The following is a 14,147-nucleotide window of genomic DNA, read 5'->3' on the forward strand; positions in this document are numbered from 1 at the left end:
CACACGGGAGAGGTTTCTTTGCAATACATGCTCTATACCGGAATCATAAGTAAAATAATCGAAAATAGCGAGAAGCAAACGCTGATGAGAAATAGGAACGACAGCACTTGTCCAGGTTTGAGGCCGGAATGCAGCAGGCGGTAATGAACCTGTGTCGCATCCGCTTGGTAAATGGGCTTGCCTTGAATCATACGCTTGATTACGACGAAAATGTTATCGAAGATCGGCACGCCAAGCGCCAAAATCGGAATGAAAATCGACAGCACAGTCGCCTGCTTGAAGGCACCGTCAAGTGCAATGACCCCAAGCATAAAGCCGAGGAACGTCGCGCCAGCGTCGCCCATAAATATTTTGGCCGGAGGCTTGTTGTAGCGCAAGTACGCAATTGCAGCCCCAATCAAAATAATAGCCAGCATCGCGGAATCGCTTTGCCCCTTGGTAAGGGCCACAATAAACAGCGTCACAGCTGAAATTGTAGAAAGGCCGCCCGCCAAGCCGTCCATGCCATCGGAGAAGTTAATGACGGTCGTTACGCCGAAAATCCATAAAATCGTCAATACGAATTGCAAGGCATAAGGCAGATTGACGAACTCCCCGCTGAGCGGATTGTAGAAGCCCTCGAATGATACACCAGCGAAAAATACGATTGCCGCCGCCGACACTTGAACGAGCATCTTCGGCAATGACGGAAAATCCTTGCCATGCGTCTTGTACCAATCGTCAATCGTGCCAATAATGAGCAGCAAAATCGAGCTTATTATAATAGCGACTGTTTTCATTGTAATTTCATCTACAAATACTAAATACGTAGCCATAAAGCCGACAAAAATAGCATAGCTCGCCGTGAGTGGAATCGGCTCTTTATGTATTTTGCGTTCGACATCCTTGCGGGGCTTGTCCACAAAATCGATGCGGAAAGCGAGCTTGCGAAGCGGAGGAATAAGCAGCAGCACAATAAAGAATGACATTGCAAATGCAGCAGCGTAACTAATCTAGATCATCTCCTGAATGTATAAATATATAAAAATAGGCAGCAAAGCTAGCAATCTCTCAAACTAATAAAATGTTACAATAAACGAGTTTGAATAGCAAATTTCTGATAAATAACTCATCTTCCGTCGAAGTCCAGATCGTTCACCATTCGCCGGATTGTTCAATTGAAATAGCTTACATAAATGATAATATAAGGGTTGTGCGTTGCTGAAATGAACCAGGCGTCGCATCATTATAAAGGAGGAGTTCAAGCATGGTGATTATGGGAAAAAGAAGTGTGATCGCTGTTTTGCTGCTTACTCTACTGCTTTCAATTGCTGCCGGAGCGATTCCGGCGGGCCGCGCTAACGCTGCAAGCGTAAGTATTGTAAACGGGACGGATTGGAAGGACACCGCAGGCAACCCGATTCTTGCGAACAGCGGCAACATTTTAAAAGTCGGTTTCACCTATTACTGGTATGGCGAGCATGCGACGGGCGGAACGTTCGATGCCGTTAACGTGTATACATCAAGCGACCTCAAAAATTGGACCTTCCGCAGCAGCGTGCTGACCAAAACTTCGGCAGCGGAGCTGAATACGAGCAAGATCGAACGTCCGAAGGTCATCTATAATGCCGCAACGGGCAAATATGTGCTCTGGATGCATTATGAAAATGGCAGCAATTATTCGCTCGCCCGCGTTGCAGTAGCGACGAGCTCTACACCGGATGGGGCATTTACGTATCAAGGCAGCTTTCGGCCGCTGGACTACGAGTCCCGGGATATGACGGTGTTTGCCGATACTGACGGCAGCGCCTACCTCATTACCGCTTCGAGGAAAAATGGCGGCGCCAACGATACGATGGCGATTTTTAAGCTGAATGCTGATTATACCGGCGTGAGCAGCTTTGTCGGCTGGATATATGAGAATGGTTACCGCGAAGCGCCCGCTGTTGTGAAGAAAAACAATACGTATTATTTGTTCACCTCGCAGGCTTCGGGCTGGTATCCGAACCAAGGCGGCTATTCCACAGCCTCGGCGATGAACGGCACATGGTCTGCGATCTCGCCCTTTGGCGATCCGGCGGCTTACAGCTCGCAGATTGAAAATATTATGACCGTGACGGGCAGCGCCGCCACCACCTACATCTATATGGCGGATCGCTGGAATCCGCTCAATCTCAGCGACCACAAATTCATCTGGCTGCCGCTTATGCTGAATGATGCAAGCAATAGTGCAACGCTCAATTGGTATAGCTCATGGGGCATTGATGCAGGAACTGGCGCGGTCACGCTGCCGTCGCAAGTCAACCATGCGCTGGGCAAAACCGCGACCGCCAGCAGCATCGCCTCCGGGAGCAGTGCAGCAAATGGCAATGACGGTAATGCACAAGTGTCATGGGCGGCTGCAAATAATGGCTGGCCTGCTTGGTGGCAGGTGGATTTTGGCGCACCGAAGACGATTACTGAGGTTGATATTTCGTGGTTTATGTATAAGGGCTCCGAGGGCTATTACAAATATAAAATCGAAATCAGCAATGACGGCGTGAACTACGCCGCGATTGACCGCACGACGAACACCGCATACGGTTTCACGACTGACGCGGTACATTTTACGGCGCGATATGTGCGAATTAATATGGTGAATGCAGTGCTGTTCAACAATCCGGGCAACTGGTATACGCCAACGCTGCATGAGGTTCGCCTGCTTGGCCCAGCGACTGCGGAGGCGACGGGCTACAGCACTTTTGAAGCGGGCGCTCTTGCTGGTTACCTAATCCGTCATAACAACTATGTTGGACGCGTTGATTCGGGGGTATCTCCTGCTGCCGATTCGCAGTTCCGAGTGGTGCCGGGACTTGCGAGCGCATCGTCCGTATCGCTGGAATCGATGAATTACCCGGGCCATTTTTTCCGGCGCAATGCCAGCAACCAGATTGTGCTTCAACAATATGACGGAACGGATGCATTTAAGCAGGACGCAACCTTCAACATTGTCAGTGGGCTTGGAGACAGCACAAAAATTTCCTTTGAATCGTACAGCCAGCCTGGCTATTACGTTCGCCATTACAACTATGTGCTGCGGCTGGACGCCTTGAGCGCCCTCAATACAACAATCTCCAAAAATGATGCAACATACAAACGAACGAACTATTCGTAAAATCGTAGGGAGAAGGATAGACGAGGGCTGAAAAGAGGCAGGAAAAGGGCTGAAAAGAGAGGAGAAATAAAGAGGAGAAATAAAGAGAAAGAGAGAGAAAAAACAAGAGAAAGAGTGGGCTATCCCCTCTTTCTCTTGTTTTTATGGATGGACAGTGGCTTCATATATTTTTGCAGCTTCTCCATTAAAGAGGTAGCCCGTGGTGAGATAATTGATCCCAATACATCTGAACAGCCTCATCAAAAAACGCCATCTTATCTCGCAATTCAAATACTTCTATCATGGTTTGCAATCTCCTTTTAAAGAACTCCTTGCTGCTATTTATATAAAGCCGTCAGCGAAGATCCTTATAAATTTCCCGCATTACATGACCTAGCTCAGGAACGATAATACGCTCGGCCGCGAGCCGGACTGCGCCGCTGGAGCCGGGCATGGAGAAAATCGCGGTATCCTCGTAAACGCCAGCAATCGCCCTGCTCAGAATCGCCGCCGTGCCGATATCCTCAGCAAAGCTCAAGTAGCGAAAAATCTCGCCAAACCCATGCATTTCCTTATCCAGCAAGTCCTTTACTGCCTCATAGGTCGTATCCCGCTTGGCAATGCCTGTCCCGCCATTGAGCAAAATCGCCTCAACCGCCGGGTCCGAAGCTCCGCTGCGCAGCGCGGACTGGATTTCGCTGTATTCGTCCTTGACGATGGCGTAGCGCGTCGTCTGATAGCCGCCTGCCTTGAGCAGCTCAATAAGCAGCGTGCCGCTTTTATCGGTAGCGGGTGTACGTGTGTCAGATACGGTAATGACCATGCAATTAACGGTCGAAGGTGCTTCCTCGCGATGTTGTTCAACGGATGTACTCATTGAAAATGTAAGCATCCTTTCTTGGCCAGCTATGCCGGAAAATATTTGAATAATGACTCCTATTGTATACTGGATCTGGCTCCAATTCCAGCGCATGCATGGAATGTTCCTCCGTATAAGGCAATGGGGGGCTGGCCCAAAACAGGCAGTTGACGAATGAAAAGCAGCTTGCTATACTCATTAAGCGTAATGATTACTATTAATCAATATGATAACCGTTAATGAATCGCTGCTGGCGATTTCTTTTTTAAGATATTATCGTAATTATTACGATTAAATACGAACGGCTTTCGCTGTCCACTGGCGGCAAAGCTACCGTTTCGAGGGTGAAACTTATACATTGTTATCTTTTTGAAAAATAGCATTGGAGCGAAAGGGGAGAGACCGCGTGCAGATTGTTTCATTAAATAATGTCGTGTTCGGCTACGGCAGCGTACCGAGTCTGAATGAGGCGGATATGGACATTCATACCGGTGAATTTATAGCGGTAACCGGGCCCAACGGCGCCTCGAAGACGACGCTGCTTAAGCTGGTGCTGGGCTTGCTGAAGCCGTGGAGTGGAGAGGTTTACTTGGCGAAGCTCGGCGCGAGCGGCAAAAAGCTCGTGATTGGTTATGTGCCGCAGCAGATTGCAGCTTTTAACAGCGGCTTTCCAAGCACGGTGCTGGAGTTCGTCAGGTCTGGCGCATACGAGAGCGGAGCTTGGCTGCGGCGGATGCGGCCGCAGGAACGAGCCCGTGCCGAGGAGGCGCTGCGCCAGGTCGGCATGTGGGAGCAGCGCGGCCGCAAAATCGGCGAGCTGTCCGGCGGACAGAAGCAGCGGGTGTGCATCGCCAGAGCGCTGGCACAGCAGCCCGACCTGCTCGTCATGGATGAGCCGACAACCGGAATGGATGAAGCAAGCCGTAAAGGCTTTTACGAATTAATGTTTCATCATGTGCAGGCTCATGGGCGGACGGTTGTGATGGTGACCCATGGAATCGAAGAGGTCCGTCCGTATTTGGACCGCATCATTGAGCTGGAACGGAAGGGGGAGGGAGGATGGAAATGCTGCACTACGACTTCATGCAGCGGGCATTTTGCGCCGGAGGCATCATCGCTTTAGTCGCTTCTGTGCTGGGCGTGCATTTAATGCTGAGACGGCAGGCGCTGATGGCGGATATGCTTTCGCATGTATCATTAGCTGGCGTTGCCGCTGGCGCCTATTTAGGCTGGAATCCTTCCTACGCCGGGTTCGCTGCTGCTGTAGCAGGAGCGATTGCCGTTGAATATATTCGGCGCTCATACCGGGCTTATAGCGAAATGTCAATTGCCATAATTATGATTGGCGGCTTGTCGAGCGCCGTTGTGCTGATGGGGCTGAATAAAGGGATGAACAAAAGCTTCTCCTCCTATTTATTCGGCTCCGTCGTCGCGGTGAACGAAACTGAGCTTATGCTGATGCTTGGAGCAGCGGCTGTAGGAGCGAGCTTTTTTATATTGCTGCGCAGACCGCTGTATCAGATGGCGTTCGACGAGGAAACGGCGCAAGCAAGTGGCATTCCTGTCCGACTCATCTCCATGCTTTTCAGCGTGGTGACGGGCATGATTGTCGCTGCGGCTATGCCGATTGTAGGCGTGCTGCTCGTATCGGCGCTGATCGTGCTGCCTGCGGCGCTGGCGGTACGGCTTGCCCGCAGCTTTGCGGCAGCGCTCATTATTGCGATGCTAGTCGGCGTAGCGGGCGTATTTTCGGGACTGACCGCCTCTTATGAGCTGGGAACGCCGCCGGGCGGAACAATCGCATTATTTTTGCTCGTGCTGCTGATCCTGGGCATTGTATTGAAAAAGGTCTCCGTTATAGCCAGGAAGCTGGGCAATCGGCAAAATCGCACCATCATTAACAATCATCAAACGGGGCAGTTAGCGAAGCAGGATGCTTTTCCCCGCATAAAGAGCAGCAAGCTGGATGCATCAGCTACTCACACACATGGAGGTACAGAAAATGAAAGTTATGTTTAGCAAATTTTCTTTGTTATTAATCGCAGCGGTGCTGCTGCTATCGGGATGTGGCGCGGCTGGAAGCACGAATGGGGCAAATACAGTTGGCGCACAAGCAGATAACGGAAGTGCCGTTTCCTCTGAAGCGAGCGTTTCGCCAGCTGCTGGGGAGACGGAAGCGAAGAAGCTGCAGGTCGTAACGACCTTTTATCCGATGTATGAGTTCAGCAAGCAGGTGGGCGGGGAATACGCCGATGTAACGGCGCTTATTCCGGCCGGCACTGAGCCGCATGACTGGGAGCCAAGTGCCAAGGACATGGCGGTGCTGAAAGAAGCGGATGTATTCGTATATAACGGCATCGTAGAAGGCTGGGCGGAGCAGGCGCTGGAAAGCGCGGCAAATGAGAAACGTTTCGTCGTGGAGGCGAGCAGCAGCATTGAATTAGCCGAGGGCGGGGAGGACGAGCATTCGCATGGGGAAGAAGCGCACGGTGCCTCGGATGATGCAGCTGCGGATGCGGAACATGAGCACGACCATGTTGCCGAGCACGAGGAGGCTGCCCATGAGGAAGAGGAACATGATCACGATCATGAGCATAGTCTCGATCCGCATGTATGGCTGAGTCCGAAGCTGGCACAGGCAGAGGTTGCAGCCATTCAAGAGGCGTTTGCGAAAGCAGATCCCGCCCATGCGGACCAATATAAAGCGAATGCAGATGCCTATATTGCGAAGCTCAAAGAGCTGGACGATGCGTATAAGACTGGGCTTGCAGGGGCGAAGCGTACCGAGTTCGTTACGCAGCATGCGGCTTTTGGCTATTTGGCTCGTGAATACGGCTTGACGCAGGTGCCGATTTCCGGCCTGTCTCCTGACCAGGAGCCCTCCCCGGAGCAAATGGCGGAAATTGTGAAGCTGGCGAAGGAGCAGCAAATAAAGACGATTTTTTTCGAAACGTTGGTTGATCCGAAAATCGCCAGCACCATTGCGAGCGAAATCGGCGCCAAGACAGCGGTGCTGAACCCGCTGGAAGGGCTGACTGAGGAAGAAACGGCAGACGGGCTCGATTATATTGGCGTGATGAAAAACAATCTGGAAGCACTGAAGCTTGCTTTGAACGAATAAGACAGATTGAAGTTACAGCAAGAGACCGGTGATATCGCGTTTATGCCAAGCTATATATATGAAGGGAAGCGTGAAAACGAATGGACAAGGAAGCAGCAGTGAAGAAGCAAGCAGATTTTAAAATTCCGGTGACGGTGCTGAGCGGTTATCTAGGAGCAGGCAAAACGACGATTCTCAACCATGTGCTGAACAATCGCGATGGCCTTCGCGTGGCGGTTATCGTCAATGATCTGAGCGAGGTCAATATCGATGCAGCTTTGGTTCAAAAAGAAGGCGGGCTGTCCCGCACCGATGAGCAGCTGGTGGAAATGTCGAATGGCTGCATCTGCTGCACGCTGCGCGGAGATTTGCTGCGCGAGGTAGAGCGGCTGGCGAAGCAGGAGCGCTTTGATTATATATTGATCGAATCGACGGGCGTGGGCGAGCCGGTTCCCGTTGCCCAAACGTTCACCTATATTGATGAGGAGCAGGGCATTGACCTGTCGCAATTTTGCCGCTTGGACTGCATGGTGACGGTTGTTGATGCGTACCGCTTCTGGCACGATTATTCCTCGGGCGAGACGCTGCTTGAACGCAGTCAGGGGGCGCATGAGGAAGACCACCGAGAGGTCGTTGATCTGCTGATTGACCAAATTGAATTTTGCGATGTGCTGCTGCTTAATAAATGCGATCTGGTCAGCGATGAGGATTTGGACGAGCTGGAAGGTGTGCTTCGCACGCTGCAGCCGCGCGCCAAGCTGATTCGCACCGAGCAGGGCAAGGTTGATCCTGCGGAAATTTTGAATACCGGCAGATTCAACTTTGAAGAAGCCAGCGTATCGGCTGGCTGGATGCGGGAGCTGAATGCGCCTGTCCATACGCCAGAAACAGAGGAATACGGAATCGGGTCATTCGTTTATTTGCGGGCGAAGCCATTTCATCCGGAGCGGTTAATGCGCTGGATGGAGGAATGGCCGGAAGCTATCGTTCGGGCAAAAGGCATTATGTGGCTGGCAACCCGCAGCTTGCAGGCGCAGAGCATTAGCCAGGCGGGGCCGTCGATTCAATTTGGCCCTGCTGGACTGTGGGTTGCCGCGCTTCCCGAGCCTGAGCAGCACTTGCTGCTTGAGGAGGAGCCTGAACTTGCGGGCAGCTGGCATCCGATGTATGGTGACCGAATCAATAAGGTAGTGTTCATCGGTATCGATTTGCAGCGCGCCGAGATTGAAGCAACGCTTGACCAGTGTTTGCTGACGAAGGAAGAGATGAAGCAGGATTGGAACAGCCTTTTCGATCCGTTTCCGCAGTCGCAGCAGGAAGCTTGCGCCATAAATTAAGGAGACAGGCCGTTGAAAAGTATGTTATAAAAGGAGGTGAGCCTAATGAGAGTTACTGTAACGTTGGCATGCACGGAGACGGGTGACCGCAACTACACGACCTCCAAAAATAAACGTACGACCCCGGAGCGGCTGGAGCTGCGCAAATACAGTCCCGCCTTGGGGCGGGTGACTGTGCACCGGGAAACGAGGTAGGAAAGGAGGCTTCCAGAGGATGGCAACTTGGAACCTGACGCATACGCGCCATCATCTGCTTCTATGCAACGGAGGCAGCTGTAAACGCAGCGGCGCGGAAGAGGTAACGCTCGCCATCCGTGAGGAGCTTGCGAAGCACGAAGCGGATTCTTTCGTCCATACGACGAAGACGATGTGCAACGGCAGATGCGAGGATGCATGCAATGTGGTCGTCTATCCTGACGGCAATTGGTATAACGGCATGACGCCAGAGCTTGGCCGCAAGCTCGTTCGCGGACTGGTGGACGGCAATCGGATGCCGCTGCCGGAACGAATCTCGTATAACTACGAAGCGGATTGCTTCGCAGCGACGGGCAGTGCGGCGGAAGGCATTAGCAAGCCGGTTGTGAAGAAAGTGGAAAAAGCTTAAGCAAGTGGAGAAGCATAGGCAAAAGCAGAGGGCATAACGCTGAATGACAGCGTTATGCTTTTTTTGTTCATTATTGTTAATCGATGCTGCTAAATTTTTTATATCCTATCCGTTTTTCCCGAAATAACATTCTCTATCCCTATTAGTTCGTTTTTTTTGGTTTATTATCTCTCGGAAGGATTTACAGATTTTAAATCTAGACATGCATTAAATCGAAGTAGACTTTGCGCGAATGTAGTAAATAAGTCGTGCCAACTCTCTCTTTTAAGCTAAGATACAGGGACTTAACATTCAATATTCATACTATATACACAAAAAATAGATGGAAAATTAGGTATTTAGATGTAATAATGGGTAAGGTAAATAATTGAAAATGAAGTTCTATATTTCATATATATAATTTATAAACAAGGGGAAATGAGAAATGAAAAAACAGGCGAAAAATATAATAGCAGGAGTCGTTTCTATCAGTATATTGCTGCAAGGCGGAATGGCTTCGGCGAAAGAAGCAAATGGGCCCAACCAAGATATAGTGAAAGATAGACAGGTGTATGCGAGCACTAGTGCTGCAAGTTTTAAGGATATAAAGGGGCACTGGGCAGAAGCGACGATCAAGCAGGCAATAGTGGATGGATATCTTAAGGGGTACTCGGATGGAACGTTTAAGCCCAATGGCCTCATTACACGTGCTGAACTGGCCAGTGTGCTCGTACGGATAACGAAGAATAAAAAGGATGGAAGCAAGCTGAGCTTCACGGATGTACCGAGCGGCTATTGGGCAGCAAGTGCTATTGAGGGCGCAGTAGGAGCTGGTTTTATTAAGGCAGGCGATGCGCCGGGGGGCAAGTTTAAACCAAATGAAGCGATGACCCGATATGATATGGCGAAGTGGTTTTCACAGGGCCTGGTGCGCAGTGAAGCTAGTTTTGAAACGGCATTGAAAGAGGTAGAAGGTACGTTATTGCCATTTACCGAGACGTATAAGACAGGTATTAGCAAAACCCAAACGCCTTACATCGCGCTGGCACGGGGAACGGGACTAATGAAAGGAAATCCAGATGACAGCTTTGGACTGGAAAATACAACGACGCGAGCAGAGGTTGCGGTCATGCTTTACCGCTATTTAAGAATTGAAGGAAGCAAGGCGGGAAGCTATAGGGGATTGAATGAATTGAGAGAAGTTGGACTGTATGGTACGAATGCAGTTAGCCTTGGCAATGCAACATGGTCCAAAGATAGTAAGGACGTTGTGGCACCTGTTTATAACATTATGGGGAAAAAATTTATTATGAAGGGAAAACGGGGCAGCTTTATTTTACATCAAATGATAGTAGTAGATATTTCGAAACCGTTGGGAACGGAGGAGAGAGGTATCTATGGAAGTATGTTCGATCAAAGAATGGGTGCAACTTTTCTCATTTATACAGAGACAACTGTTACGGCTGAAAAGAAGATGAAACATTCCTATGAATATTTAGATAGTTATGATTTTTTAGGGGGATCAGTTATTTTTGGTGATTCACCTGAGCGGTTTGGATATGAAACGGTACCAAGACAGTATGGAGCTTCATTAGAATACAAGGATTTTTCAGATTTTTTACAAGTGGGAAAACCGAGAACGATCTGGACTACTATTGGTACTACATATGGTATGCAATGGATTACTGCGGCTGATGGTACTGTAGGCACGATAATGCTGAACAGAAAATAAGTGGGGAAGATGAAAAGGTGAGAAATTTTTTTGTGGTAATGGGTGTTTTACTGATTCTAGCGGCTACAGGGGCAGCAAATTTTGTTGCTGCAGCTGTTGGGGATGAAACGATTCAAGCTGGTGAAATTGAACTTCCTCCAGCTGGGGATATTACATTTGAACCTCTTTCTGCTGGGTATACAGGCTCTAAACAGCACAAGCATTATAAAGTAGTAGCAGGAGACATCGTCAAGCCCAAAATCATTTGGACCCAATTGGACGATGGTAGCTTTAGGGCTGAATCCTCAGAGTCAGAGGCTGAAGGTTATCCAAGATTGGCTAATGCGGCTAACATGAATACGGGTGCAGATCGAAATACGAATCCATATCCAGTCCCAACTTCATTCGTTGGTGTAACGGATATGTCACTATACGCACCACGAAGCTTTGTAGATAAAAATAACGAGGCACATGCTATGCAGGTGGGGGAGTATTCCCTCTCTAGCAATTCGAGTGAACATAGATTTGTGAATATGCATCGATATCCAGGTTCAATTGGAGATTGGCTGAATGCTGGTATAACAAATAAAAACTATTTGGTCTATAAAGTAACAACAGGAGGCCCTAATTACCAAATTAGCAATCCTTTAGGCATTTTTAGACCAGGCGGCGTTTTGCAGAAATACGGGGTTCATTATATTTTTGAAACTCTATTAATTTGGCGTGGAGTCGATAAGCAAACGAAAGAAATAAGAATTATGGGAGATTCACCTGCCTCCATTGGAGCGACAAGTCAGTTGAAAGCTGAAATAAAGACGGATGGCTATAAGCCTTTAGGCTGGCAGAACATGACGAATAGGGTGACGTGGAAAAGTGATCGCTCGGCCGTCATTTCCGTCGATGAACAGACAGGTTTAGCAACGGCACATAGCCGAGGCTCGGCTGTTATTACGGCGAACTGGAAAGATGATGGGGCAAATGGGTATAACATCACGGCGAGAATCACGCTGACTGTGGGAGCTACCACGTGTACAGGAGCAAGCTGCGAGGCTTCTGACATGTGCGTTCCGCAGCCAGGCCTAAGCCGTAGCCAGACCTCCATAACGCCGGATGCCCGAGGAGAGATTCGGGCTGATGCGCGAGGGGCAGAGCAGTTCGATGTGAGCAAGGGGATTCCAAGCAGTGACGCGCTATATGCCAATGTATTCGGCAAAGCGTATCTTTTTGACTATACATTTGATCAAGAAATCGGCACCTGTACGTTTAAAATACCCGTGTCCAAAACATATACGTTGAAGTGGGAAACCGAGGAATCGGATGGTGAAGATGCGGACGGCAACCCGAGAACGAGAACGGTTCGCCATCAGGAATCCGAAACGGTGACGACGATATATGAGGTGGAACGGCCGTTTTCCTATTGGGAAATTACGACGTTCGATGCATGGGGACTGAAGCAAGCGACGCTGAATCAATATGCACTGCCCTATGGAGCGATTACACTGCTGCCAAATGGCTATACTGCGCCTGATGTGCAAGGGGGCGTGACGGCCGAGCATATGGAGAAGCCGCCATACAGTGCGAAAGTGTTGGAGGGCGAAACGCTTGATGGCGGCAGCGAGCGCCCGAGCGTGCCGTCGGAGGACTGGACCGAAGAAGCAGAGGGGCAGGTTGGGCGCATCAAGGTATGGAACGACCGTCTGGATTTTGACGGCTCCGTTATCATGGACGACGTGCAGCAGGACGATGAAACCCCAGAGCCGATTGATATCGTAGAAGCCGAGGAGATCGGGGAAGATGTGCTCTACGAGAGTGGCTTGATCATACCCGGCACCCGGGCGAATAGCCGGGATGAGCTGAGTGATGGCATCCTATCGTACGAGAGCCTGCTGAGCATCAATGGAGAAGGGGATGTTCAAACGTTCCCGATTGAAGGGCTCAACACGGTGACCGTCCACACCCCAGTGGTCAATGATTCTGAAGCGCCGGATGAAAACCGTGGCTTTGATCAGAGCGTTATCCCAAATATGGCGCGAACGGTGCTTGTGCTGGGACGAGAGTTTTCCGTCGACTTTGATGAGACGGCGCCGCATTTGAATCAGCTCGGATACGGCAACCGGGACTATGCGAGATATACGCGAAACAAACGGATTGTATTCCCGTTTGATGTGTACCACGGCAGCACCTTCTATCCGGCGCAAACGTGGATCGATTATCCCGTTGGAGCAGCGAAGCAAACGTACCGCATTCCGGTCTGGGTACCAGAAGGGAACTACGATGCGGTGACGCAGGCGTGGGCGATTAATACACCGGATGGATCGTCGGCGTATCAGACGGATTTGAATGGCGATCTCGCGAACTACGGAGCGAGCCGTACGCTGCTCTTCACAGTGCAAGGCCGGATTTCGGATTTCACCATCACGGACATTGGCGATCTGCGCTATGAAACCGTCTTTCGCACAGGGAAAGGCTCGAAGCAGCATTCGGGTTATGTCTATGAATCGGGTGGACGCACGAAGGATCGGGAAGAGACGAATTTAGCAAGCCAGCCTTCACGGCTATTGCCGATTCGGCCAGGCTCGCATCCGCGGGAAGCGGCCACGGTGCCGCATAATGGCTATCCAATCTCGTTTTACTTTGAAACCATCGGTAGCTACAGCGGCAAGGACGCAGGCATCCAAATCCAGCCAAGCTTCTGGTTTGTGAGCAAGCAGGGAGGAAGCGCGCAGGAGGTGGACTTGTACTACGACGTATCCGGTCCACGGAACAAGCTGATTAAGGTCGGCTCGGCGCGGGATCAGGAGCTGTACAGCCGAACGTATCAGCTGGCGGATTTGCTGCGCGGGGTGACGACGACCTCGCTGAGCCAAACGGCGAGCTATGAATATGATTATCTATTGTCGCCAGCTAATCGGTTTGGCGCTTCGTGGGAGAAGTTCTGGAAGCACTACATTACGCGGAAAACGGTCATCAGTGCAGGTTACAGCTTGGAAGAGCTATCGTATGCGTCCCGCACGTTAGTGGGCCCAAGCGGCTCGCAGGTACCGGCAAGTGTGAATACGGTGCAAGCGCTGCGGAGTGTGCAGCGATGGTACGGGGAGTATAGCTTGCCGATTGCGCCGTATGTGCTGCCGAAGGGCACGAATATTTTAGACGTAGCGAAGCAAAATGGCGGGGCACTGAATGGCAGTGAGGTAGCGTTTTTGAAAAACGGCTACCTGATGGTTCATTTTGACCTGAGCGCCTATCAGCAGGAGCGGAAGGCGAATCCGGAAATCCGGTATGACGCGCCAATGGCGAATATGTGGGAAATTGAAGGGCAGCCGCTCAGCAGCGTGAGCTATAGCGGTCAGACGTATCGCTTTCAATACGGAGATATCACGATGTTTGAATCAAGCTTCTCGGTGCGCAATGACTTCCAAGGCACGGGGAGATAGAACGGGTAAGC

At 50.5% G+C, this 14,147-nt stretch carries 11 protein-coding genes; 9 read left to right on the top strand and 2 right to left on the bottom strand.

Translation table 11 applies throughout. The features are described 5' to 3' along the window. Nucleotides 1-32 precede the first annotated feature (32 nt). Nucleotides 33-968 (bottom strand): MraY family glycosyltransferase, encoded by a 936-nt coding sequence (locus MHB80_RS05975; protein ID WP_341281318.1) that lies wholly within the window; start codon nt 966-968, stop codon nt 33-35. Nucleotides 969-1,255: 287 nt separating this feature from the next. Here MHB80_RS05975 and MHB80_RS05980 point away from each other — a divergent pair, with 287 nt between their 5' ends. Continuing rightward, entirely contained in the window at nt 1,256-3,133 is a 1,878-nt protein-coding gene (locus MHB80_RS05980) for an AbfB domain-containing protein (protein ID WP_341282872.1), read from the top strand. Nucleotides 3,134-3,467: 334 nt separating this feature from the next. Here the strand turns inward: MHB80_RS05980 and MHB80_RS05985 are convergent, their stop codons facing one another. Beyond that, nucleotides 3,468-3,989: a molybdenum cofactor biosynthesis protein B gene (locus MHB80_RS05985; protein ID WP_046234765.1), complete on the bottom strand. Its 522-nt coding sequence runs from the start codon at nt 3,987-3,989 to the stop codon at nt 3,468-3,470. A gap of 388 nt (nt 3,990-4,377) precedes the next feature. Here MHB80_RS05985 and MHB80_RS05990 point away from each other — a divergent pair, with 388 nt between their 5' ends. From MHB80_RS05990 to MHB80_RS06025, 8 genes are all read left to right on the top strand, one after another. Beyond that, nucleotides 4,378-5,094: a metal ABC transporter ATP-binding protein gene (locus MHB80_RS05990; RefSeq protein ID WP_341281319.1), complete on the top strand. Its 717-nt coding sequence runs from the start codon at nt 4,378-4,380 to the stop codon at nt 5,092-5,094. Then, the gene (locus MHB80_RS05995) at nt 5,031-5,990 is read left to right on the top strand and encodes a metal ABC transporter permease (RefSeq protein ID WP_341281320.1); all 960 of its coding nucleotides are present in this window, start codon (nt 5,031-5,033) and stop codon (nt 5,988-5,990) included. The genes MHB80_RS05990 and MHB80_RS05995 overlap by 64 nt, the downstream gene beginning before the upstream one ends. Beyond that, the gene (locus tag MHB80_RS06000; protein WP_341281321.1) at nt 5,974-7,092 is read left to right on the top strand and encodes a metal ABC transporter substrate-binding protein; all 1,119 of its coding nucleotides are present in this window, start codon (nt 5,974-5,976) and stop codon (nt 7,090-7,092) included. The genes MHB80_RS05995 and MHB80_RS06000 overlap by 17 nt, the downstream gene beginning before the upstream one ends. Before the next feature lie 80 nt (nt 7,093-7,172). Then, nucleotides 7,173-8,408, top strand: a complete 1,236-nt coding sequence (locus tag MHB80_RS06005) for a GTP-binding protein (RefSeq protein WP_341281322.1) — start codon at nt 7,173-7,175, stop codon at nt 8,406-8,408. A gap of 45 nt (nt 8,409-8,453) precedes the next feature. Beyond that, on the top strand, nt 8,454-8,603 hold the full coding sequence (gene rpmG, locus MHB80_RS06010; RefSeq protein WP_341281323.1) for a 50S ribosomal protein L33: 150 nt from the start codon (nt 8,454-8,456) through the stop codon (nt 8,601-8,603). Nucleotides 8,604-8,622: 19 nt separating this feature from the next. Next, nucleotides 8,623-9,012, top strand: a complete 390-nt coding sequence (locus MHB80_RS06015) for a (2Fe-2S) ferredoxin domain-containing protein (protein WP_341281324.1) — start codon at nt 8,623-8,625, stop codon at nt 9,010-9,012. A gap of 424 nt (nt 9,013-9,436) precedes the next feature. Continuing rightward, entirely contained in the window at nt 9,437-10,723 is a 1,287-nt protein-coding gene (locus tag MHB80_RS06020; RefSeq protein WP_341281325.1) for an S-layer homology domain-containing protein, read from the top strand. A gap of 17 nt (nt 10,724-10,740) precedes the next feature. After that, nucleotides 10,741-14,136: a DUF5704 domain-containing protein gene (locus tag MHB80_RS06025; RefSeq protein WP_341281326.1), complete on the top strand. Its 3,396-nt coding sequence runs from the start codon at nt 10,741-10,743 to the stop codon at nt 14,134-14,136. The last annotated feature ends 11 nt before the right edge of the window (nt 14,137-14,147 follow it).

The sequence above is a fragment of the Paenibacillus sp. FSL H8-0537 genome (assembly GCF_038051995.1).
Taxonomy (GTDB): domain Bacteria; phylum Bacillota; class Bacilli; order Paenibacillales; family Paenibacillaceae; genus Pristimantibacillus.